General features: G+C 64.2%; 19 protein-coding genes. 5 read left to right on the top strand and 14 right to left on the bottom strand.

What is annotated here, in order from left to right:
• The 11 genes from EJ068_RS17845 to puuE all read right to left on the bottom strand — a co-directional run bounded on the left by EJ068_RS17845 (position 1) and on the right by puuE (position 11,660).
• Positions 1-1,656 carry an ABC transporter ATP-binding protein gene (locus tag EJ068_RS17845; RefSeq protein ID WP_126079912.1) on the bottom strand — a complete coding sequence of 552 codons (1,656 nt, stop codon included), beginning with the start codon at positions 1,654-1,656 and terminating at the stop codon, positions 1-3.
• A complete protein-coding gene (locus EJ068_RS17850) occupies positions 1,656-2,477 on the bottom strand; it encodes an ABC transporter permease (RefSeq protein WP_042645242.1) in 822 nt (273 codons plus the stop codon). The genes EJ068_RS17845 and EJ068_RS17850 overlap by 1 nt, the downstream gene beginning before the upstream one ends.
• A 58-nt stretch (positions 2,478-2,535) precedes the next feature.
• Positions 2,536-3,495: an ABC transporter permease gene (locus EJ068_RS17855; protein ID WP_042645241.1), complete on the bottom strand. Its 960-nt coding sequence runs from the start codon at positions 3,493-3,495 to the stop codon at positions 2,536-2,538.
• A 97-nt stretch (positions 3,496-3,592) separates the two neighbouring features.
• Positions 3,593-5,182, bottom strand: a complete 1,590-nt coding sequence (locus EJ068_RS17860; protein ID WP_127252084.1) for an ABC transporter substrate-binding protein — start codon at positions 5,180-5,182, stop codon at positions 3,593-3,595.
• Between the two features lie 147 nt (positions 5,183-5,329).
• Positions 5,330-7,315 carry a CocE/NonD family hydrolase gene (locus EJ068_RS17865; protein ID WP_129554679.1) on the bottom strand — a complete coding sequence of 662 codons (1,986 nt, stop codon included), beginning with the start codon at positions 7,313-7,315 and terminating at the stop codon, positions 5,330-5,332.
• A gap of 79 nt (positions 7,316-7,394) precedes the next feature.
• Entirely contained in the window at positions 7,395-7,811 is a 417-nt protein-coding gene (locus EJ068_RS17870) for a type II toxin-antitoxin system MqsA family antitoxin (protein ID WP_127252086.1), read from the bottom strand.
• Position 7,812: 1 nt separating this feature from the next.
• Positions 7,813-8,118, bottom strand: a complete 306-nt coding sequence (locus tag EJ068_RS17875) for a type II toxin-antitoxin system MqsR family toxin (RefSeq protein ID WP_127252087.1) — start codon at positions 8,116-8,118, stop codon at positions 7,813-7,815.
• Between the two features lie 55 nt (positions 8,119-8,173).
• A complete protein-coding gene (locus EJ068_RS17880) occupies positions 8,174-8,767 on the bottom strand; it encodes a nucleoside deaminase (protein WP_127252088.1) in 594 nt (197 codons plus the stop codon).
• Positions 8,768-8,778: 11 nt separating this feature from the next.
• Positions 8,779-9,270 carry an ureidoglycolate lyase gene (locus EJ068_RS17885; RefSeq protein ID WP_127252089.1) on the bottom strand — a complete coding sequence of 164 codons (492 nt, stop codon included), beginning with the start codon at positions 9,268-9,270 and terminating at the stop codon, positions 8,779-8,781.
• Positions 9,267-10,142 carry a bifunctional allantoicase/(S)-ureidoglycine aminohydrolase gene (locus EJ068_RS17890; RefSeq protein WP_127252090.1) on the bottom strand — a complete coding sequence of 292 codons (876 nt, stop codon included), beginning with the start codon at positions 10,140-10,142 and terminating at the stop codon, positions 9,267-9,269. Before EJ068_RS17890 ends, EJ068_RS17885 begins: the two co-directional genes overlap by 4 nt.
• A 93-nt stretch (positions 10,143-10,235) precedes the next feature.
• Positions 10,236-11,660, bottom strand: a complete 1,425-nt coding sequence (puuE, locus tag EJ068_RS17895) for an allantoinase PuuE (protein ID WP_127252091.1) — start codon at positions 11,658-11,660, stop codon at positions 10,236-10,238.
• Between the two features lie 169 nt (positions 11,661-11,829).
• Between puuE and uraH the strand changes: the two genes are divergently transcribed.
• The 4 genes from uraH to xdhC all read left to right on the top strand — a co-directional run bounded on the left by uraH (position 11,830) and on the right by xdhC (position 17,311).
• Positions 11,830-12,204 carry a hydroxyisourate hydrolase gene (uraH, locus tag EJ068_RS17900; RefSeq protein ID WP_127252092.1) on the top strand — a complete coding sequence of 125 codons (375 nt, stop codon included), beginning with the start codon at positions 11,830-11,832 and terminating at the stop codon, positions 12,202-12,204.
• Positions 12,205-12,207: 3 nt separating this feature from the next.
• On the top strand, positions 12,208-13,689 hold the full coding sequence (gene xdhA, locus EJ068_RS17905; protein WP_127252093.1) for a xanthine dehydrogenase small subunit: 1,482 nt from the start codon (positions 12,208-12,210) through the stop codon (positions 13,687-13,689).
• A 193-nt stretch (positions 13,690-13,882) separates the two neighbouring features.
• Entirely contained in the window at positions 13,883-16,231 is a 2,349-nt protein-coding gene (gene xdhB / locus EJ068_RS17910; protein WP_127252094.1) for a xanthine dehydrogenase molybdopterin binding subunit, read from the top strand.
• Between the two features lie 63 nt (positions 16,232-16,294).
• Positions 16,295-17,311: a xanthine dehydrogenase accessory protein XdhC gene (gene xdhC, locus EJ068_RS17915; protein WP_129554680.1), complete on the top strand. Its 1,017-nt coding sequence runs from the start codon at positions 16,295-16,297 to the stop codon at positions 17,309-17,311.
• 176 nt (positions 17,312-17,487) lie between these two features.
• Here xdhC and EJ068_RS17920 read toward each other — a convergent pair whose 3' ends face one another.
• On the bottom strand, positions 17,488-18,414 hold the full coding sequence (locus tag EJ068_RS17920; protein WP_129554534.1) for an IS110 family transposase: 927 nt from the start codon (positions 18,412-18,414) through the stop codon (positions 17,488-17,490).
• Positions 18,415-18,843: 429 nt separating this feature from the next.
• On the opposite strand from EJ068_RS17920, the gene EJ068_RS17925 reads away from it, so the two are divergent.
• The gene (locus EJ068_RS17925) at positions 18,844-19,674 is read left to right on the top strand and encodes a PhzF family phenazine biosynthesis protein (RefSeq protein WP_127253790.1); all 831 of its coding nucleotides are present in this window, start codon (positions 18,844-18,846) and stop codon (positions 19,672-19,674) included.
• A gap of 6 nt (positions 19,675-19,680) precedes the next feature.
• Here the strand turns inward: EJ068_RS17925 and EJ068_RS17930 are convergent, their stop codons facing one another.
• Both EJ068_RS17930 and EJ068_RS17935 read right to left on the bottom strand, forming a co-directional pair.
• Positions 19,681-20,931 (bottom strand): LLM class flavin-dependent oxidoreductase, encoded by a 1,251-nt coding sequence (locus tag EJ068_RS17930; protein WP_127253789.1) that lies wholly within the window; start codon positions 20,929-20,931, stop codon positions 19,681-19,683.
• Positions 20,928-21,890, bottom strand: a complete 963-nt coding sequence (locus tag EJ068_RS17935) for an LLM class flavin-dependent oxidoreductase (protein ID WP_127253788.1) — start codon at positions 21,888-21,890, stop codon at positions 20,928-20,930. The genes EJ068_RS17930 and EJ068_RS17935 overlap by 4 nt, the downstream gene beginning before the upstream one ends.
• Positions 21,891-22,114 lie beyond the last annotated feature (224 nt).

The raw sequence follows: 22,114 nt of genomic DNA on the forward strand, positions 1-22,114 counted from the left end.
CTAATTTCCAGCGCTTTCCATGCGCCGGCCCTTGATCGCCTTCTCCAGCCAGCCGATCTCCATCTCCGGCACGGAGGAGAGCAGCAGGTCCGTATAGGCGTCGAAAGGCGGCGTCAGCACCTTGCTCTTGGAGCCGTAGCGCACCACCTCGCCGCGATACATGACAGCGATCGAATCGGCGATCGACTTCACCGTCGCCAGGTCATGGGTGATGAAGAGATACGCGACCTTTTCGTGCTGCTGCAGGTTGAGCAGCAGTTTCAGGATGCCGTTGGCGACCAGCGGGTCGAGCGCCGATGTCACCTCGTCGCAGATGATCAGCTTCGGCTTGGCGGCGAGCGAGCGCGCGATGCAGACACGCTGCTTCTGGCCGCCGGAAAGCTCGGCCGGGTAGCGGTCGACGAAACCCTTGCCCATCTCGATCTCGTCGAGCAGCTCGGCGACGCGCTTGTCGCGCTCGCGGCCCTTCATGCCGAAATAGAACTCCAGCGGCCGGCCGATGATGGTGCCTACCGTCTGGCGAGGGTTCATCGCCACGTCGGCCATCTGGTAGATCATCTGCAGCTGCCGCAGGTCCTCCTTCGGCCGGTCGGCCAGCCTGTTGGCGAGTGGCCTGCCGTCGAAGGTGACGGTGCCCTCCTCGGGCGGCAACAGGCCTGTGATCGCGCGCGCCAGCGTCGACTTGCCGGAGCCGCTCTCGCCGACCACCGCCAGCGTCTGTCCCGGATAAATGTCGACCGAGACGTTCTTCAGCACCTTGACATGGCCGCCGCCATAGGCGGCGGTGACATTCTTCACCGACAGGAAGGGCGTTGTGCCGGGCGGCTGTTCCTTGTGCTCGATCTCATGCACAGAGACCAGCGCGTTGGTGTATTCCTGGCGCGGCTCCTTGATGATCTGCCGCGTGCCGCCCCACTCCACCAGCCGGCCATGGCGTAGCACCATGATCTCGTCCGACACCTGGGCGACGACGGCAAGGTCGTGCGTGATGTAGAGGGCCGCCACATGCGTGTCGCGGATGGCGTCCTTGATCGCCGCCAGCACGTCGATCTGTGTCGTCACGTCGAGCGCCGTGGTCGGCTCGTCGAAGACGATGAGGTCCGGCTCCGAGCAGAGCGCCATCGCCGTCATCACGCGCTGCAGCTGGCCGCCGGAGACCTGGTGCGGGTAGCGCTCGCCGATCGTTTCGGGATTGGGCAGGCTGAGCTTCTTGAACAGCGCGACGGCCCGCTTCTCGGCTTCGGCGCGCGTCGCGGTGCCATGCAGCATGGCCGCCTCGACCACCTGGTCGATCAGCTTATGGGCCGGATTGAAGGCGGCGGCCGCCGATTGCGCGACATAGCAGACTTCGCGTCCGCGCAGCGCCCGCACGCCCTTGGGGCCGGCTTTCAGGATGTCGCGGCCGTTAAGGATCACCTCGCCGCCGGTGATGCGCACGCCGCCACGGCCATAGGCCATGGACGACAGGCCGATGGTCGATTTGCCGGCGCCGGATTCGCCGATCAGGCCGAGCACCTTGCCCTTTTCCAAGGTCAGCGAGACGTCGTGGACCAGCGTGATCGTCTTCGGCGCTTCGCCAGGCGGGTAGACGGTCGCCTCGATGCGCAGGTTGCGGATATCGAGGAGCTTGCCTGAATTTGCCTTTGTGTCGGCCATCAGCCGCGCCCTCCCTTCAGGCTCGTCGTGCGGTTGAGCACCCAGTCGGCGACGAGGTTGACCGAGATCGCCAGCACCGCGATCGCGGCCGCCGGGATCAGCGCCGCCGGAATGCCGAAGACGATGCCGTCCTTGTTTTCCTTGACCATGCCGCCCCAGTCCGAATCCGGCGGCTGCACGCCGAGGCCGAGGAAGGAGAGCGCTGACAGGAACAGCACCGCGAAGATGAAGCGCACGCCGAGCTCCGCCACCAGCGGCGACAGCGCATTGGGCAGGATCTCGCGGAAGATGATCCAGGCCTTGCCTTCGCCGCGCAGCTTCGCCGCCTCGACGAAGTCCATGACGTTGATGTCGACGGCAACGGCGCGCGACAGGCGGTAGACGCGGGTGGAATCGAGGATGCCCATGACCAGGATCAGCGTCAGCGTGTTGGTCGGCAGCACCGACAGCACGACGAGGCCGAAGATCAGTGTCGGGATCGACATCAGCAGGTCGACGAAGCGCGACAGCAGCGTGTCGAACCAGCCGCCGAACACCGCCGCCGTGAAGCCGAGGATCGAGCCCAGCGAGAAGGACAGCGCCGTCGCCGCCACCGCGATCTCCATGGTGATGCGCGCGCCATAGATCATGCGCGAGATCAGGTCGCGGCCGAGATTGTCGGTGCCCAGCCAATGCGCCGCCGACATCGGCTCCCACACGTCGCCGACGATCTCGCCATTGCCGTGCGGGGCGACCCAGGGCGCGAAGATGGCGCAGAACGCAAAGAAGCCGGTCAGGATCAGTCCGATCCAGGCGGTGAACGGAATTTGTCGTAGCGCCATTCGCTTCAGTTCCCCCTCTGGTCGTCCTGCATCCGGCCCGTCATTTCGGATGCTCTCGTCACTTCGGATGCCTGAGCCGCGGATTGGCCACGATGGCGGCGATATCCGCGACGATGTTGAGCGTGATGTAGACCGCGGCGAAGATCAGGCCGACCGCCTGCACCACCGGCACGTCGCGTTTGGCGACATGGTCGACCAGATATTGTCCCATGCCCGGATAGACGAAGATCACCTCCACCACGACGACGCCGACGATGAGATAGGCGAGGTTGAGCATGACGACGTTGACGACCGGCGCGATCGCGTTCGGGAAAGCATGCTTGCGGATGATGTCGAAGGGTTTCAGCCCCTTGAGCTCGGCCGTCTCGATATAGGCCGACTGCATGACATTGAGGATCGCCGCGCGCGTCATGCGCATCATATGGGCAAGCACCACCAGGGTGAGCGCCGTGGCCGGCAGCACCACGGCCTGCAGCCTTTCGAGGAACGGCGTGGAGTCGTCGACCGTCGAGATGCTCGGGAATATCTGCCAGTGCACCGCAAACACGAAGATCAGCACATAGCCGATGAAGAATTCCGGGAACGATGTCGAGGCCAGGGCCAGGCCGGAGATCAGCTTGTCGACGAAGCCGTTGCGGTAGCGCACTGCAATCAGCCCAAGGATGACCGCCAGCGGCACAGCGACGATCGCCGCGCACGCGGCCAGGAAAAGCGTGTTCTTCAGCCGGGTGCCGATCGAGCTTGCAATGTCGAGCCCGCTCGACTGCGCCGTGCCGAAATCGCCATGCAGGATGCCCCACAGCCAGTGCACGTAGCGCAGCCATGCCGGGTCGTTGAGCCCGAGCTGCTCGCGCAGGTTTGCCAACGCCTCCGGCGTCGCCGACTGGCCGAGGATCGCCTGGGCGACATCACCCGGCAGGATCTGCGTGCCGGCGAAGATCAGCACCGAAACGGCGAATAGAAGAACCAGGCCCAGCAAGATGCGCTGAGCGACCAATCTCAGGATCGGAGACGACATCGGCTACCTGCAACGGTGAAGAAGGGACGGTGCCCGCCTTTCAGGCAGGCCATGAAAGCCGGAAGGGCCGGCTCGCGCCGGCCCTTCCTATCCTTCGTCAAGCCTGCAGCCAGCACTCGATCAGCGCGTGGCCGTTGCTGAGTTCCTGCGCCGGGTTGTCGACCCAGCCTTCGACGCCCTTGCCGGTGGCGTCGACGAACTGGTTGAAGAACGGCACGATCAGGCCGCCTTCGTCGCGCATGATCTCGCCCATGTCGCGGTAGATCTTCTTGCGCTTGGCTTCGTCGAGCTCGCCGCGCGCCGCAAGCACCATCTTGTCGAAATCCGGCCGCTTGAAACGGGTGTCGTTCCAGTCGGCAGTCGAGAGATAGGCGGTCGAATACATCTGGTCCTGCGTCGGACGCCCGCCCCAGTAGGAGAGCGAGAAGGGCTGCTTGTTCCAGACTTCCGTCCAGTAGCCGTCGCCCGGCTCGCGCTTGATCTCGATCTTGATGCCCGCCTTGGCGCAGCTCTGCTGGTAAAGCTGGGCGGCGTCAACGGCGCCAGGGAAGGCGACGTCGGACGTGCGCAGCAGGATCGAGCCGCTATGGCCGGACTTCTTGTAGAGCGCGGCGGCTTTTTCCGGCTCGAACTTGCGCTGTTCGAAATCCTCTGCGAACAGCGGATAGGCCTTGTTGACCGGCATGTCGTTGCCGACCTCGCCGTAGCCGCGCAGGATCTTGGTCAGCATCTCCTCGCGGTCCATGGCAAGCTTCAGCGCCATGCGAAGGTCGTTGTTGTCGAAGGGCGCGGTGTCGCAGAACATGTTGAACGGATAGAAGCCGCGGCCTGAGGCGGCGCGGATGGTGACGCCGGGCAGCCGCTTGACCAGGTCGACGATCTTCGGTTCGACGCGGTTGATCATGTTGACCTGGCCGCCCTGCAGCGCAGCCATGCGGGCCGTCGGGTCGTTGACGACGATGATCTCGACCTGGTCGGCATGGCCGTATTTGTCGGCCTGCCAGTAATTGGCGAAGCGCTCTCCGCCATGCTTCACGCCGGGCTGGTTGACGGTGACCTTGTACGGGCCGGTGCCGATGCCGGCATCAGGCTTATCGTTGCCGCCATTCGGCTGGATGATCAGGTGATAGTCCGCCATCAAATAGGGCAGGTCGGCGTTCGGGTCCTTCAGCGTGACCACGACATTGCCGCCATCGGCCTTGATGGTGTCGATGCTTTTCAGGACACCCAGCGCGCCCGACTTGGATTTTTCGTCGCTGTGACGCTTCAGCGTCGCCACGACGTCGTCCGGCGTCACTTCCTTGCCGTTGTGGAACTGGACGCCCTTGCGGATCTTCATCGTCCAGGTCTTGGCATCCTTCGAGCTGCCGATCTCCTCGGCGATGAGATATTCGACGCCGCCGCCCGGCGCGAGCTCGACCAGCGTTTCGCCCCAGCACTTGCCGAAGGCGAACGGAACCTGGCTGAGGAAAGTAGCGGGATCGAGGCTGTTGGTGGATTCACCGCCCTGCAGGCCGGCCTTCAGCGTGCCGCCCTTGACCGGGCCGGCAGCGCGCACGGCGCTGGAGAGCAGCGAGTTGGCGAAAGTGGCGGTGACGCCAAGCGCGGCGGCGCGACCGAGAAAGTCGCGACGGCTAAGTTTCCCGGCCGCGACTCGCCGGCTGAGATAGTCGAGTTCGTTGGACATTATGGTTCCTCACTCTGGGTATGCGACCTTATGGTCGTTTCTTCTATTGGAGGAGATAATGACCGTAAGGGAAAGCGGCAGGCAAGACCGAATGCGACATGCGGTGGCGTAAATCGCATGTCGCGTTTGGACCAATCTTGCCTCCGCTCAAACCAGGGAGCGGGGAATCGTCTGCTCGAAATCGCGTTCGAAGATCAGCTTTTCGCCCTCATAGGCTTCGATTCTGGCGCTGACGATGAAGCTCTCTGCGCCCGATCGCATGTCGGCAAAGGTTTCGGTCCGCACCGACCATTCATCGCGCGACAATGTCTGCGTCCAATGCGTGGCTCCGGTGGCCGACAGCGGATCGTCGGGATGGATCGCCCATGTCTCGCGTACGATGCTGCCATTGACCAGCCCGTGGTCGAGATCGCGCACCGCGCCGAAATCGTCGGTGATGGAAAGCGTGACCGTGCCGGTCTTCTCGTCGCGGTCGATATGGCGTTCGGAACTCGTCGGCCTGATCGTCTCGGTCGCCCAGGGCGTCGCGCCTTCCGGCTCAGGGAACGAAACCTCATTGCCTTTCGCCAGCGGCCGCAGCGGCAGCTTCAGCGTGGCCTTCGCAAGATCGAGTTGCACCGGTTCCGGCGAGGGCCAGATCATCGGCCAGTAGGCGGTCGAAACGGCGACGCGCAATTTGTGGCCGGCCGGCACGCGGTAGGCGCATTGGTCGAGCACGACGCGCGCCGAAAAGGTCTGCCCTGGCACCAGCGCCTGCGGGAACTCATGCGAGTCGCGGTGGGTCAAATTGAGCAAGCCATAGGAGATCAGTTCCGAGGCGCCGTCCGGGTGCACATCGCAGAGACGCACCGCGATGTTGGCCTGCGGCCGATCGGAGGCAACTCGGACCGCGAGCTCCGGCGCGCCGACGATGTCGATCGCCTCACCGAGCTCGGGCTGGTCGAAGCAGACCGACAGCGCGTCGTCGGGGCGTTGGTCGCCGGGCAATTCCGGCCCGAAGGTGAAGGGAAAATACTCGCCGCCGGCGAGGCCGCAGGTCTGCGGCGAAGCGACGATCAGGGGTTTGCCGCCATTGGCGATAAGCTCGATCGCCTCGACCTTGATGTTTGAGGACGGCCATTCCTGCTCCGCCACCCAGCGGCCCGGCCGTTCCGGGTGCCAGCGCGCCGGCCGCACGCTGTCCATCACATAGGCGCGGTAGGCCGGATCGGCCTCGACGCCGGTCGCAGCACGCTTCAGCCAGCGGTCCCACCAGCGCAGCGCCTCCTGCAGGAAGCCGATCGCCGGATTGGGTCCGGCGTAATGCGGGTATTTGTGGATCCAGGGGCCGACGATGCCTTTGACCGGCGACTGGATGCCGGTGACGAGATTGGAGATCGTGTTGCGGTAGCCGTCATGCCAGCCGCCGATCGACAGCACCGCCGCTTTGACCGCCGAAAAATCCTCACAGATCGAGCCGCGCTTCCAATAGGCGTCGCGGTGCTGGTGACTGAGCCAGAGCGGCAAAAGGAAGGGCTGGTTCTCCAGCCGGCTGAGCCATAAGTCGCGCCAGCGGTTGCCGCCGGCAATCGCCGGATCCGGCGGCCGTGACGAATAGGACAGCATCGTCGAGGCCCAGCCGAAATTTTCCAAGAGCAGGCAGCCGCCCTTGTAATGGATGTCGTCGGCATAGCGGTCGACGGTCGAGCACAGGCTGATCACCGCCTTCAGCGCCGGCGGCTGTTTCGCCGCCACCTGCAGGCAGTTGAAGCCGCCCCAGGAGATGCCCATCATGCCGGCATTGCCGTTGCACCAGGGCTGCGCCGCCGCCCAGGCGATGACGTCGCAGGCATCCTGCAGTTCCTGCTCGGAATATTCGTCGTCCATCAGCCCTTCGGAATCGCCATTGCCGCGCATGTCGACGCGGATCGAGGCATAGCCGTGGCCGGCAAAATAGGGATGGGTGAGCTGGTCGCGAAAAATGGTGCCGTCGCGCTTGCGGTAGGGCAGGTGCTCGAGGATCGCCGGCACCGGATCGTCAGCCGCATCCTCGGGCATCCAGATGCGCGCCGACAGCCGGCAGCCATCCGGCATGACGATGCCCATATCGGGAAATTCGACGACTTTGCGGGGGAATTCTGTGACGGTTTTCATGGGGCGCATAACGCTCCGGGGCGCGCCGACTTTCAATCGCCATTCGCGACTGGAGCATCAAAAAATGCGACTTGGGTCGTTAGCGCAATTCGTCGAGCAATTCGGGGTGTTTTTCGAGCAACGTCATCAGCTGAATGGTCGGGCCGCTCGGCTCGATCAGACCTCGCTCATATTTGTCGAAGGCATTCTCGCCGACTTTGAACAGGGAACCCGCCTCACGCTGCGACAGCTTGAGCTTTGCGCGCATGCGCCGGATGGTTTCTGGCGCCGGCACGCCGTCGATCTTTTCCTTGAGAATGCGCAGGGCGGCATCAACGGCAGCCATATCCTCCCCGACATGCACGCCGTCTCCGTCCGAAGCCGAAGCCGGATAGTAGCCCGGCAGGTCGACAACCATGCTCTCGCCTTTGTAGGTCACGGTGAACGGACGTACCCCGCGCGTCAGGATCTCTCCGGTTTCGGGAGAGATCATGGTTTCACTGGTTTCTGTCGCCATGTCATTTCTCCTTGAATGCCATGACCATGAATTCGGTCACGACATCAGCCTGGAATTTCACATAGAGAAGCATGTCGCGCGCCGGCACATGATAGACATCCTGCCAGACCCGGTGATCGGCGAAGGTCGTCATCGATTTCACGAACATCTTCCGCGTCATGCCACCGATCACCTCGACAATGCCGGCGCGATCGAAACCAAGGCCGACCGCATCGCGCAGGGCTGACGTTGTGATAGCCAACGTGTCGACAGACCCGAACGTGGTCTTGATCGCCTCAAGATCGTAGGTGGGCCTGCGTTTCTCCATGACTCAATATGCCACCATAAAGGTGGCAATTCAAGGTAGGTGCAGTGGAAACGATTCAGTTCAGCGGAATGTCGTTCTCCGCCTTGCTCGCTTGGTAAGCGTCGGACAGCTCGTCATAGCGCTCCGAAATGCTGCCGATGCGCGCCTCCAGCCGCTCACGTTCGGCCTCCGGCAGTGCCCGCACCAGCCGGCGGATCGAGAAGCTTTTCCAATAAGCGTTCTCGGCATTGTAACCGCCGGGGTCGAGGGTGAAGACCTCTTTCAGGATTTTCAGATCATGCGGGATGGCAAAGCTGTCGCGCGAATCCTCATGGCTGAAGAGATAGTAGAAATTGTCGAAGCCGGTCCAGGTGATCGCTGACAAACACAGCGAGCACGGTTCGTGCGTGGCGAGAAACAACGCATCCTTGGTGTCAACGCGCTCGGCCTTGGGCATTTCATAAAAACGCTTCAGGCAATGCACCTCGCCATGCCACAGCGGATTTTCCATCTCATTGTTGGTCTCAGCCAGCACCAGCGAGCGGTCGTCCTTCCTGAGGATCGCGGCGCCGAACAGCTTATTGCCATGAGCGACGCCTTGAGTCGTCTTCGGCACAATGTCGTGCTCGATAACGTCGAGCAGGCGGTCGATCAGCGAAATGTCGGTCATGGGGAAGGCTTTCAGGGAAGGTGGATCTCGTAAGGATGCGAGAAATAGAATTCCTCGAGATTGGAGCCGTCGCCGCCGCGGTCGACGATCAGGAAATCCTGTTCCTCGCCGATCGGCGTCAGCACGCCGTGCCACAGGTTGCGGCGGTAGTTGATGCCCTGTCCGGGTCCGGCGAGGAAAGCGTGCGGCTCACCCGGGCCGTCCTTGGTGTCATGGCAGACGACCACCAGAAAGGGCCGCGGCGACAGCGGGATGAAGGCCTGGCTGCCGAGCGGATGGCGCTCGACCATGGTGAGCTTCAGCGGCATCTCGTAGGGCGTCCCGCGCACCATCGAGATCAGCACCCGCGCGTTCGGGCCGGCCGCTTCCGCCGTGGCCAGGTCGTGATAGCGCATCGCCTTGCCGCCGTTGATCGGGTAGCGGTTGTCGCCGCCCATGTCGATGACGTCGCCGAACGGCGCAAAGTTCTCGCGGGTCAGTGGCTGGGCGACGATGCGGCTCACCGCGCCTTGCCTCCAAGATAGCCGCCCCCAAGGTAACCGCCAAGCCTGGCGTGCCGGTTGACGTCCTTGTAGAGCAGATAGCGGAAATTGCCCGGCCCGCCGGCATAGCAGGCCTGCGGGCAGAAGGCGCGCAGCCACATGAAATCGCCGGCCTCGACCTCGACCCAGTCCTGGTTCAGCCGGTAGACAGCCTTGCCTTCGAGCACATAGAGCCCGTGCTCCATGACATGAGTCTCGGCGAAGGGTATGACCGCGCCGGGCTTCAGCGTGACGATGGTGACATGCATGTCGTGGCGCATATCGGCCGGATCGACGAAGCGGGTCGTTGCCCAGCGCCCTTCCGTGCCCGGCATCGGGCTCGGCGCGACGTCCTGGTCACTGGAGAAGAAGGCTTCCGGCACGTCCAGGCCGTCGACAGCCTCATAGGCCTTGCGGATCCAGTGGAAGCGGGCGGCGGCGGCGGTCTCGTTGCGCACCGTCCAGCCACTCGCCGGCGGCAGGAAGGCAAAGCCGCCGGAGGCAAGCACGTGTTTGTTGCCGGCCAGCGAAACGGTGATCTCGCCTTCGACGACGAACAGCACGCCCTCGGCGCCGGCGTCGAGTTCGGGCCGGTCGCTGCCGCCGCCCGGCAGGACCTCGACGATATATTGCGAAAAAGTCTCGGCGAAGCCCGAAAGCGGCCTTGCGATGATCCAGGCCCTGGTCTTGTCCCAGAACGGCAGCGGACTGGTGACGATGTCCTGCATGACGCCTTTGGGAATGACCGCATAGGCTTCGGTGAAGACGGCGCGGCCGGTCAAAAGCTCGTTCTGGCCGGGATGGCCACCCTGCGGCGCGTAATAGGTTCGCTCGGCAGTCTTGATCATATCCATGGGGTCCTGACCCTCAGAGCAATTCCAGTGTGAAGGGGTTGGATTCGGCGACTTCGCCCAAGCCTTCCGTCCGGAATTGCGTAAAAACAAACATCAGAGTGGGAGCATGTCTTTCAGGCGAAGCAACGCGATGCGTTCGACCTGTTTGCAGGCGGTTTCCAACTCGGTGCCGCGGCTGTTGCCGATCCGCGCCTCGAACTCCGCCAGGATTTCGTCCTTGGACTTGCCCTTGACCGCGATGATGAAGGGAAAGCCGAAGGTGGTGACATAGGCGGCGTTGAGTTTCGAGAACAGCTCGCGCTCCTTGTCGGTCAGCGCGTCGAGCCCGGCGGAGGCTTGCTCCTTGGCCGATTCTGGCGTCAGCCGCTTGGCGGCCGCCAGCTTGCCCGCAAGGTCCGGATGGGCGTTGAGCACGGAAAGCCGCTCGGCTTCGCTCGCCGCGCGGAAGACCCGGCAGAGCGCATTGTGCAGGCCGCCCGCGCTGTCATGCGCCGGCCCAAGCTCCAGTTCGTAGGCGCGCTCGGCAATCCAGGGCGAATGCTCGAACACGCCGCCAAAGGCGTGCACGAATTCCTCGAACTCCATCCTGGACGGCCGCAGCGCCGGCGCCTGATAGGGATGCGTCTCGCGCCAGTGTTTGGCGATGTCGATGCGCCGGGTCAGCCAGACCTTGTCATGCGACTTCACATAGTCGACGAAGCGCTTCAGCGCCGCTACCCGACCGGGGCGGCCGACCAACCGGCAGTGCAGGCCGATATTCATCATGCGCGGCCGCCCTGCCTTGCCCTCGGCATAGAGCGTGTCGAAACTGTCCTTCAGATAGGCGAAGAACTGGTCGCCGGAGTTGAACCCTTGCGGCGTCGCGAAGCGCATGTCGTTGGCGTCGAGCGTGTAGGGGATGATAAGCTGCGGCGTCTCCAGCCCGTCGCGGTCGAACCAGTAAGGTAGCTCGTCGTCATAGGTGTCGGAGACATAGTCGAAGCCGCCTTCCTCGGCGACGAGCCGCACCGTGTTCACCGAGGTGCGCCCGGTATACCAGCCGGTCGGCCGCGCGCCGGTCACCTCGTAATGCAGCCGGATCGCCTCATCGAGGTCGCGCTTCTCATCCTCGGCCGCATGGTCGCGATAGTCGATCCATTTCAGGCCGTGCGAGGCGATCTCCCAGCCGGCTTCCTGCATTGCGACGACCTGATCGGGCGAGCGTGCGAGCGCGGTGGCGACGCCGTAGCAGGTCACCGGCGCCTGCGCTTCGGTGAACAGCCGGTAGAGCCGCCAGAAGCCGGCGCGGGCGCCGTATTCATAGATCGACTCCATGTTCCAGTGGCGCTGGCCGACCCACGGCGCTGCGCCGACGATCTCGGACAGGAAGGCTTCCGAGGCCTTGTCGCCGTGCAGCACGCAGTTCTCGCCGCCTTCCTCGTAGTTGACGACGAACTGAACCGCGACGTGCGCGCCGCCAGGCCATTTCGGGTCCGGCGGATTGGCCCCGTAACCGCGCATGTCCCTATCGTAACGCATTGTCGCTCCTGCCCGATGGTTGCGATGAAGATATCGAAAGGAGTGCGCATGCATTCCCCCGAAAATTTTTGAAAGTGCTTTTTGCCCCACTCCGCTCGACCGGGGCTTATGCATCGCCTTTAATTGGCGCACAATTGATCTGAGATTGTATCGAGACGGGAGGCCGCCAGTGGCAGAAACGTCGAAAGCCGATGGCGGGCGCCTGACCACCCATGTGCTGGACACCGCGACCGGACGGCCGGCAAAAGGCCTATCGATCGAGCTTTTCCGCATCGAGGGCCAGAGCCGCACCCATCTCAAGACCGTCGCCACCAACGATGACGGCCGCTGCGAGGCGCCGCTGCTCGCCGGCGCCGATTTCCGCACCGGCCAATATGAGCTGGTCTTCGCCGCCGGCGACTATCTGCGCGGCCAGGGCACCAACCTGCCCGAGCCCGCTTTCCTCGACATCGTGCCGATCCGCTTCGGCATGGCGGAAGAGCGGCACTATCACGTCCCGCTCTTGATTTCGCCCTATGGCTACTCGACCTATCGGGGGAGTTGAGACATGGCCGATACCAAGATCCGCAACGAGATACGTTTCATCCTGAACGGCGGCGACGTGGCCCTGAAGGACATCGCGCCCGATGCGACGCTGCTCGACTGGCTGCGGCTCAACCGCTCGCTGCGCGGCACCAAGGAAGGTTGCGCCGAGGGCGACTGCGGCGCCTGCACGGTGCTGGTCGGCAAGCTTGCCGGCGACGGCCTGGTCTATGAAAGCGTCAATGCCTGCATCCGTTTCGTGGGCTCGCTCGACGGCACCCATGTCGTCACCGTCGAGCATCTGCGCGGCGAGCCTGGTAAGTTGCACCCCGTGCAGCAGGCGATGGTCGATTTCCACGGCTCGCAATGCGGCTTCTGCACGCCGGGCTTCGTCATGTCGCTCTACGGGCTGTGGATGAAGACGCCCGATCCGTCCAACGCCGCGATCGAAAAGGCGCTGCAGGGCAATCTTTGCCGCTGCACCGGCTATGAGGCGATCATGCGCGCCGCGCATGCCATTTCGAGCTACGGCAAGGCGGCGAAGGATCCGCTGGCGGTGGAGCGCAACGACATCACCGCGCGGCTGAAGGCATTGCGCGATAGCGCGAGAGTCGAGATCGGGTCGGGCAAGGCGCGGCTGATCGTGCCGGCCGGCGTCGACGATTTCGCAGGGCTGCTCGAAAAGGAGCCGGGCGCCGCCATCGTCGCCGGCTCGACCGATGTCGGCCTCTGGGTCACCAAGCATATGCGCGACATCTCGCCGGCGATCTTCATCGGCGGTCTCGACGGCCTGCGCGCCATCTCGGAGAAGGACGGCGTCATCACCATCGGCGCGGGCGTCACCTACACCGAAGCCTTCGAGACGCTGTCGAAGCGCATCCCGGCTTTGGGACCGCTGGTCGACCGTATTGGCGGAGAACAGGTGCGCAACATGGGCACGATCGGCGGCAACATTGCCAACGGCTCGCCGATCGGCGACACGCCGCCGCCGCTGATCGCGCTCGGCGCGCAGCTTACCCTGCGCAAGGGCAAGAAGCGCCGCACGATCCCGCTCGAAACCTTCTTCATCGCCTATGGCAAGCAGGACCGGCAGCCAGGCGAATTCGTCGAAGCGGTGCATGTGCCGGTGCCGGCGGGCAGCGAAAAATTTGCCGTCTACAAAGTCACCAAGCGACGCGACGAGGACATCACCGCGACGCTTGGCGCCTTCTATCTGACCTTGGCCAAGGACGGCACGGTGGCCGACATCCGCATCGCCTATGGCGGCATGGCGGCGACGCCGAAGCGCGCCGCGGCGGTTGAGAATGCATTGATCGGGAAGGTCTGGAGCGAAGCGACTGTGGAGGCTGCTATGGCCGAGTACGCCAGTGACTTCACGCCACTCACCGACATGCGGGCAAGCGCCGAATATCGGGCCCTGGCGGCGAAGAACCTTCTGCTGCGCTTTTATGTCGAGACAACCGGCACCAAGGCGCCGCTCCAGGTTTCGCGCAGCGAGGCTGCCTGATGCAAATCAACGCGTGCAAGCAGTCGCGGGTACCGTCCTTCTCCCCGTTCACGGGGAGAAGATGCCGGCAGGCAGATGAGGGGCGGCGCCGGCGCCGGTCGTTTTCTGCAAACTCGTCGACGTCAGCGCCGCCCCTCATCCGACCCTTCGGGCCACCTTCTCCCCGTGAACGGGGAGAAGGAAAGGAGGCTGAATGACCAAGCACGTCCCCAACCTCAAGGCCCAGAAGATCTCGGGTGGCGTCGCCAGTGACCAGCGCCATGATTCAGCGCACAAGCATGTCAGCGGCACGGCCGTCTATATCGATGACATGCCGGAGCCGGCCGGCACGCTGCATGGCTGCCTTGGTCTGTCCGCCGCGACGCATGCGACGATCACGAAGATGAACCTCTCGGCCGTGCGCGCCGCGCCTGGCGTCGTCGATGTGCTGACGGCAAAGGACGTGCCGGGCGAGAACGACATTTCGCCCACCGGCCGTCATGACGAGCCGGTGCTCGCCGACGGCAAGGTCGAGTTCTATGGCCAGCCGATCTTCTGCGTCATCGCCGAGACACGCGAGCAGGCCCGCCGCGCCACCAGGCTGGTCAGGGTCGAGTACGAGCAGCTGCCCTTCGTCACCGACATCGGCGCGCTCGACCCGCGCAAGGACAAGCTTGTCACGCCGCCGCTCACATTGAGGCGCGGCGACGCGGCGGCGGCGATCAAGGCAGCGCCCCGCAGGCTCAAGGGCAAGATGCGTCTCGGCGGCCAGGAACATTTCTATCTCGAAGGCCATATCGCCATGGCCGTGCCCGGCGAGGACCACGACGTCACCATCTATTCCTCGACCCAGCATCCGAGCGAAGTCCAGCATATGGTGAGCCATGCGCTGGGCATCCCGAGCAACGCCATCACGGTGGAAATCCGCCGCATGGGCGGCGGCTTCGGCGGCAAGGAAACGCAGGGCAACCAGTTCGCGGTGCTCGCCGCGATCGCCGCCAAGCGCCATCATCGCGCGGTCAAGATCCGGCCCGACCGCGATGACGACATGACCGCGACCGGCAAGCGGCATGATTTCCTGATCGATTATGAGGTTGGCTTCGACGACGATGGCAACATCCTCGGCGTCGACTTCATGTTCGCCGCGCGCTGCGGCTTCTCCTCGGACCTCTCCGGCCCGGTCACCGACCGCGCGCTGTTCCACTGCGACAACACCTATTTCTGGCCGGCGGTGCACGCTCAGTCGGCGCCGCTCTACACCAACACGGTGTCGAACACCGCCTTCCGCGGCTTCGGCGGCCCGCAAGGCATGGTCGGCGCCGAGCGCGTCATCGACGAGGTGGCCTTTGCGCTCGGCAAGGACCCGCTCGAGATACGCAAGAAGAATTTCTATGGGACCAGCGATCGCAACGTCACGCCCTACCACCAGACGGTCGAGGACAATGTCATCCAGCGCATCATCGCCGAGCTGGAGGCGAGCTCGAACTATGCGCGGCGCCGGCGCGAGATCAGCGCTTTCAACGCCAACAGCCGCTTCATCAAGCGCGGACTGGCGCTGACGCCGGTCAAGTTCGGCATCTCCTTCACCGCCACGCATTACAACCAGGCCGGCGCGCTGGTGCATGTCTATACCGACGGTTCGGTGCATCTGAACCATGGCGGCACCGAGATGGGGCAGGGCCTCTACCTCAAGGTGGCGCAGGTCGTGGCGGAAGAGTTCCAGATCGACCTCGATCAGGTGAAGATCACCGCGACGACCACCGGCAAGGTGCCGAACACCTCGGCCACCGCCGCCTCGTCCGGTTCCGACCTCAACGGCATGGCGGCGCAGAATGCCGCCCGCCAGATCAAGGACCGGCTGACCAACTTCGCCTCGGAAAAGTACCAGGTACCGCGCGACCAGGTGCTGTTCCTGCCCAACCGCGTCCGCATCGGCAATCAGGAGATACCCTTCGGCGATCTGGTCAAGCAGGCCTATATGGCCCGCATCCAGCTGTCGGCGGCCGGCTTCTACAAGACGCCGAAGATCCATTGGAACCGCGACAAGGGCGAGGGCCGCCCCTTCTATTACTTCGCCTATGGCGCCTCCTGCTCGGAGGTCTCGGTCGACACGCTGACGGGCGAATATGTGGTCGAGCGCACCGATATATTGCATGAGACCGGCCGCTCGCTGAACCGCGCCATCGACCTCGGCCAGGTCGAGGGCGGCTTCATCCAGGGTATGGGCTGGCTGACCACCGAGGAACTGTGGTGGGATGACAAGGGGCGCCTGCGCACCCATGCGCCGTCGACCTACAAGATCCCGCTCGCCTCCGACCGGCCGAAGATCTTCAACGTCACGTTGGCCGACTGGTCCGAAGCGAACGAGCCGACGGTGCATCGCTCCAAGGCCGTGGGCGAGCCGCCCTTCCCGCTCGGCATGTCGGTTCTGCATGCGCTTTCCGACGCCGTCGCGAGCGTCGCGGATCACAGGATCTGTCCGCGCCTCGACGCGCCGGCGACACCGGAGCGTGTCTTGATGGTGATCGAGAGGCTGAAGCGGGAGGCCACGCAGCCGGCCTGAATCCGCCTAGAACGTGCAAATCGAGGCGCAGAACGCTATATTTCCGGGATGGAAATGCAGACGATGAACTCGAAAGTGCAAGATCTGAAGGCGTTCCTTGGCCAAACCGGCCGTGTCGCGCTCGTCGAGGTCGCGGCCACCAAGGGCTCGACGCCGCGCGAGGCCGGCGCCTTCATGCTCGTCTCGGCATCGGCCATTTTCGGCACGATCGGCGGCGGCCAGCTCGAATATATGGCGATCGACAAGGCGCGGCAGATTCTGCGCTCCTCACCCTCCCCCTCGTGGGGAGGGTCGGACGACGAAGTCGGCCGGGGTGGGGGCCGCGGCGTCTCCGTGCCCCCACCCCGGATAGCAAACGCCGCTTCGCGCCGCCTGCTCTCCGACCCTCCCCACGAGGGGGAGGGTAAAGAGGCCCGCATCGAGGTCGATGAAGTTTGCGCCACGCTCGACGTCCCGCTCGGGCCGGAGATCGGCCAATGCTGCGGCGGCCGCGTCGAGGTGCTGATCCGCCTCGTCGACGGCTCGCTGGAGCAGCAACTGATCGCCAACGCTCAATCGGAAGAGGCGCATCTGCCGCATGTCTATATCTTCGGCGGCGGCCATGTCGGCCAGGCGCTTGCCGCGTCGCTGGCGCTGCTGCCGATCCACGTCGTCGTCGTCGAGACCCGGTCCGAGGCATTGGAAGGCATGCCGGAAACGGTGGAAACCCGGCTGACGCCGATGCCCGAAACCGTGGTGCGCGAGGCGCCGGCCGGCTCAGCCTTCGCCATCCTGACCCACGATCACGCCCTGGATTTCCTGATCGTCGCCGAGGCGCTGAAGCGCGACGACACCGCCTATGTCGGCATGATCGGTTCGAAGACCAAGAAAGCCACCTTCAGGAGCTGGTTCCTGAAGTCCGCCGATGGCAGCGAAGCCGAGTTCGACCGCCTTGTCTCGCCGATCGGCGGCAATGCCGTTAAGGATAAGCGGCCCCCGGTGATTGCCGCGCTCGCCGCCGCCGAGATCATGACGGCGCTGGTCGCGCATGCCTCCGATGCGCCAGGCGCTGCCAGCGCCGAAAAGGTGATGGCCGGCTGACCTTGCCGTGGCGATTGGCCAGGAACGCCCGTCACTTCGTCATCCACGGGCGAAGCAAGGAGCGTAGCGACGCAGCGCAGACCCGAGGATCCATTCCGTGACTTCGATGCGTCGCAACGATCCAGAATTCTGCGCCACTGCACCTCCCGATCAAGGTCACGGCATGGCAACTGTGTTCACGCGAATGCGGTTTTGTCGCGCATGATGGCGTTGAGGACGACCAGGAGCTTCCTTGCGACGGCGATGATGGCGAGTTTCTTGGACCCTGAGCGGGCAGCAAGTGCGGTATAGAAGGTCTTGAAGCGCTCACAGGTTCTGATGGCGGTGAGGGCAGCCATATAGAGGGCGCGACGCACGCGTGATCGCCCGCCCTGGATCTGGCTCCTGCGGCTGAGCTTGCCGCTCTTGTTGTCGAACGGGGCAAGGCCGGCGAGCGCGGCGATCGCCTTGGGTGAGCGCTGGCCGAGCTCGGGCAGGAGCGCCAGCAAAGAGAGCGCGCCGACATTGGAGACACCGGGCACGGAGACCATCAGCGCATGGTCGCGAGCGGTGTCCTGGTTTTGACGAATGACTTCGGCAATCTGGCTCTCGAACGCCTTGATACGCGTGTCGAGGAAGGCGATCGTCTCTTCCAGATCGGCAATGACGGCCTCCTCGAAAGCCTCGGCGAGGTGCTTCTTCAGCGCTGCCCGCATCTCGACCAAATGATCGCGGTGGCCGGCAAGCGATTGAAGCCGCTCGACTTCTTCGCTCGGCGCCGGCTCGGCCTCAGGGTTATAGCGACGGCCATAGTCGCTCAGCATCCTGGCATCGAGAGGATCGGTCTTGGCGCGCCGGCGCGTCGACTTCGAATAGTGGTGGGTGTGCGCCGGGTTGTGCCGCGAGAACGGCACGCCGGCCTTGGCCAGCGCATGGCGCAGCAGCCGGTCATGGACACCTGTCGCCTCCATGACGACGAAGTCCCGACTGGGATCAAGGCCTGCCACATAGGCGGCGATCGCATCGGCCTGGTTGTCGATGCGCCGAAGACGGCCGCTTGTCTCATCAAAAAAGTCGAGCCACTGCTTGGAGATGTCGCAGCCGACATAGTTCTGGGCTATCATGTCCACGCCTCTTCCTGTGGTGCGGGGTCTGCTTCGAACAGCCCCGTGCAACTGTTCAGGTTGATGGTTCACCGGTGGGAAGGGACCGGGCCATGCCACGGCCTGTCCGAAAGGACGACCACGATCCACTCGGTCTCCTTCCCACCTCAACCATACACCAGAACCAACACACAGGATCCCAGGGTCTCCGCGACGGAGCTGCGCTCCTGCTTCGCCCTGGGATGACGAAGTTTGGGGCCTAATCCCCAGCACTTGCGCTGATTTCGAACGGTGTAAATCTTGCCTGCTGCCTTAAATCCCCGTGTCGAGGAGTTGGCAGCAAAGATACGCGGCTATGACTGCCGCTCACAGCTGCTCGTCGCTTTCTTCGTTTCCCAACAGACTTTGAACCGTGTTTTCTGCGCGCCTGACCAATACGAGGCGAGAAACATGGACATTCTGCGCATAGCAGCCTTTTCGAACGGCAACACCGGTGGCAATCCCGCCGGCGTGGTGATCGGCGAGGCCTTGCCGGATACGGCCGACATGCAGCGCGTCGCGGCCGAAATCGGCTTCTCCGAAACCGCTTTCGCCGCGCCCGAGGGCGATAGCTGGCGTGTCCGCTACTTTTCGCCGGAATCGGAAGTGCCGTTCTGCGGCCATGCCACCATTGCGCTCGGCGCGGCGCTAGTCAGGAAGTTTGGCAACGGGGTCTTCGCGCTGATCCTCAATCAGGCGAACATCACCGTCGAAGGTTTTTGCAACGGCGCCAACGTCGCCGCCGCGCTGCAGTCGCCGCCGACGCGCAGCGGGCCGGCTTCGTCGGAACTGGCCGGCGAGGCATTGGCGCTGTTCGGCTACCAGCCGGGTGATCTCGATCCGGCCATTCCGCCAGCCCTGATCCACGGCGGCGCCGACCACCTCGTGCTGGCGCTGAAGTCACGCGAAACCTTGGCCGCCATGGCTTATGACCTGAAGCAAGGCCAGTCCTTCATGCGGCGCGAAGGCCTGGTCACGATCCTGCTCGCTTATGCCGAGACGCCGCGCATTTTCCACACGCGCAATCCTTTTGCTTCCGGCGGTGTCTACGAGGATCCTGCGACGGGGGCGGCCACCGCTGCCTTTGCCGGCTATCTGCGCGACCTCGGCTGGCCGCATGGCGGCGCCATCGATATCGTCCAGGGCGAGGATATGGGCATGCGCTCGCGCCTCCATGCCGATATTCGGCCGACGCCAGGCAGCTCGATCCGGGTGTCTGGAACAGCCCGCCTGATGGACTGAGCAAATTTAGACCGGCCGCTTGAGGCCGAGATGGTCCCGCAGCGTGCGGCCTTCATAGTCCCTGCGGAACAGGCCGCGCCGCTGCAACTCCGGCACCACCAGCGTTGCAAAGGCGTCGAGCTCGCCCGGGAACCAGGACGGCATGACGTTGAAACCGTCGGCGGCGCCGCCTTCAAAACGCTCCTGCAATTCGTCGGCGATCTCTTCGGCAGTGCCGACAATCCGCCAATGGCCGCGCGCGCCGGCAAAGTATCGCGCCAGCTCGCGGATCGAGAGCCCGTCGCGGCGCGCCTGTTCGATGACCAGCGCCTGCCGGCTCTTCATGCCTTCGCTCTCCGGCAGCTCGGGCAGCGGCCCATCGATCGGGTAGCGCCCAAGATCGGAAATGCTGAGATAGCTGGAGAGCAGCGCCACGCCGACCTCGTCGGGGATCAATTCCTGCAGTGCATCGTATTTCGCCTGTGCCTCGGCTTTCGTGGCGGCCACGATCGGCGCCACTCCGGGCATGATCTTCACATCGTCCGGCTGGCGGCCATAGGCGGCGAGCCGCCCTTTGAGATCGTCATAGAAGGCCTTGGCTTCCTCGAAAGTCTGCGCGGCCGAGAACACGACATCGGCCGTGCGCGCGGCCAGATCCTTGCCGTCATCCGATGCTCCGGCCTGCACCATCACCGGCGCGCCCTGCGGCGAGGGCGGGATGTCGAGCGGGTCGCGCACCGAGAAGCTTTCGCCGTCATGGCCGGCCGGCTTGCGGTGCCAGAGCCCGGTGATCACCGTGGCGAACTCGCGCGCCCGCGCATAGCGGTCGGCATGCGGCCGCAGCCCCGTCGCGCCGAAATTCGCCGCTTCGATCGGGCTGGCCGAGGTGACGAGGTTCCAGCCGGCCCGCCCGCCGCTCAGATTGTCGAGCGAGGCGAAGGTTCGCGCCAGCCCATAGGGTTCGTTGTAGCTGGTCGATGCCGTGGAAACCAGGCCGATGCGCTCGGTCTGGACGGCCAGGGCTGAAAGAAGGCTGATCGGCTCGAAGCCGATCGAGCGTGACGTCTGGCTGGCAATGTTGACATTGGCCTCGCGCAGGCCGGCGGCGTCCTCGCAGAACACCATGTCGAACTTCGCCGCTTCAGCAGTGCGGGCAAGTTGAATGTAATGCTCGATGTCGATACCGGCCGTCACATGCGCGTCCGGATGGCGCCAGGCGGCGATGTGGTGTCCGGTCGCCCACAAGAACAGGCCGAGCTTCATCCGGCGCGCGGTCATTTTGCGCCTCCTGTGCCGAGGCCAAGACTGGCGCGCAGCGTCGCGCCCTGCTGGCCCCGGCCGGCGAGGCCATCGCGTCGGAGCTCCGGCAAGGCACGGTCGGTAAAATTCTGAAGTGCCGGGACATCAGCCGGCAAAACAAGATTGAAGCCGTCGCAGCCGCTCGAGCCCAGCAAGCTTCGAAGCCTGTCGACAGGAGGCTCGGATCCAATCGCGACCGTCAACAGCACCTTCGGGGCTTCCGATTTGCAGCCGGCGGCAAGCGCCCGGCGTCTCAAGTCGGCGGTCGCAGCATTGGCAGCCTCGGCCGACTGTTCCGCGATCAGAATGACGTCGGCGCCACGGCTTGCGAAATCTCGATCGGTTTCGTTCAAACCGGACATGAGTAGCACCGGCGTGTCCTGAGGCGAACGCGCGACATTGAGTGGCCCGCGCACCGCGAAGAACTCGCCCTTATGGTCGAGCATATGCATCCTGTCGGGATCGTGGAACCGGCCGCCCGCCTTGTCGAACAGCAAGGCATCGGCGTCCCAGCTCCGCCATAACCCTTGGACGATGCCGATATATTCCTCCGCGCGACGGCGAAAATCGTCATCGGAGAAACCTTCCGGGCGGCTGAAATTCGCCGCCTCGCGCGGGTTCTGCCTCAGTGTCGCGTTCCAGCCGACGCGGCCATGGCTGATGATGTCGAGCGAAGCAAACCGGCGTGCCAGATTGTAGGGTTGGTGCGCGAGCGTCGAGGCGCTGGCGACGAGGCCAATCCTCTCCGTCACTGTGGCCAGCGCCGCCAGCAGCGTGGTTGCTTCGAACGGGCTGGTCGATGGTCCCTCCGCGACGTCAGAAATGATGACCATATCCACACCGGCCGCCTCCGCCTGCCGGACAAACGCGCTGATCTGGCCGAAGTCCAGGATGTTTTTTCCCTGGGCGGCAATGTTCAGCGAAACGGCGAGATGCATGTGGCGGCCCTTCGGCTGCCCTGAAATCGGGCAGACGTCTGGTCACCAACCTAGGCCCCTCTTCGCGCATGGCAACGGGATCGAGTGGGCCACGAGGCTGTCATATGCCGACCAGCCTTCGACTGCATCGAGGCAGAGGCCTTGGCCCGAATGTCATGTTAGCGGCCACATGTTTCGGCGATTAGCCTGAACGCTCCTCGCGGTCGTTCCAGCGGCGCAGACCC

The sequence above is a fragment of the Mesorhizobium sp. M2A.F.Ca.ET.043.02.1.1 genome (assembly GCF_003952405.1).
Taxonomy (GTDB): Bacteria; Pseudomonadota; Alphaproteobacteria; order Rhizobiales; family Rhizobiaceae; genus Mesorhizobium.

Bases quoted from the DNA above. Each gene is read 5' to 3' on its own strand.
- EJ068_RS17845 (WP_126079912.1), bottom strand. From the start codon at position 1,656: ATGGCCGACACAAAGGCAAATTCAGGCAAGCTCCTCGATATCCGCAAC.
- EJ068_RS17935 (WP_127253788.1), bottom strand. From the start codon at position 21,890: ATGCATCTCGCCGTTTCGCTGAACATTGCCGCCCAGGGAAAAAACATC.
- EJ068_RS17880 (WP_127252088.1), bottom strand. From the start codon at position 8,767: ATGACCGACATTTCGCTGATCGACCGCCTGCTCGACGTTATCGAGCAC.
- EJ068_RS17860 (WP_127252084.1), bottom strand. From the start codon at position 5,182: ATGTCCAACGAACTCGACTATCTCAGCCGGCGAGTCGCGGCCGGGAAA.
- EJ068_RS17865 (WP_129554679.1), bottom strand. From the start codon at position 7,315: ATGAAAACCGTCACAGAATTCCCCCGCAAAGTCGTCGAATTTCCCGAT.
- EJ068_RS17875 (WP_127252087.1), bottom strand. From the start codon at position 8,118: ATGGAGAAACGCAGGCCCACCTACGATCTTGAGGCGATCAAGACCACG.
- EJ068_RS17855 (WP_042645241.1), bottom strand. From the start codon at position 3,495: ATGTCGTCTCCGATCCTGAGATTGGTCGCTCAGCGCATCTTGCTGGGC.
- xdhC (WP_129554680.1), top strand. From the start codon at position 16,295: ATGAACTCGAAAGTGCAAGATCTGAAGGCGTTCCTTGGCCAAACCGGC.
- EJ068_RS17925 (WP_127253790.1), top strand. From the start codon at position 18,844: ATGGACATTCTGCGCATAGCAGCCTTTTCGAACGGCAACACCGGTGGC.
- EJ068_RS17930 (WP_127253789.1), bottom strand. From the start codon at position 20,931: ATGACCGCGCGCCGGATGAAGCTCGGCCTGTTCTTGTGGGCGACCGGA.
- xdhA (WP_127252093.1), top strand. From the start codon at position 12,208: ATGGCCGATACCAAGATCCGCAACGAGATACGTTTCATCCTGAACGGC.
- EJ068_RS17920 (WP_129554534.1), bottom strand. From the start codon at position 18,414: ATGATAGCCCAGAACTATGTCGGCTGCGACATCTCCAAGCAGTGGCTC.
- EJ068_RS17850 (WP_042645242.1), bottom strand. From the start codon at position 2,477: ATGGCGCTACGACAAATTCCGTTCACCGCCTGGATCGGACTGATCCTG.
- xdhB (WP_127252094.1), top strand. From the start codon at position 13,883: ATGACCAAGCACGTCCCCAACCTCAAGGCCCAGAAGATCTCGGGTGGC.
- EJ068_RS17870 (WP_127252086.1), bottom strand. From the start codon at position 7,811: ATGGCGACAGAAACCAGTGAAACCATGATCTCTCCCGAAACCGGAGAG.
- EJ068_RS17890 (WP_127252090.1), bottom strand. From the start codon at position 10,142: ATGGATATGATCAAGACTGCCGAGCGAACCTATTACGCGCCGCAGGGT.
- puuE (WP_127252091.1), bottom strand. From the start codon at position 11,660: ATGCGTTACGATAGGGACATGCGCGGTTACGGGGCCAATCCGCCGGAC.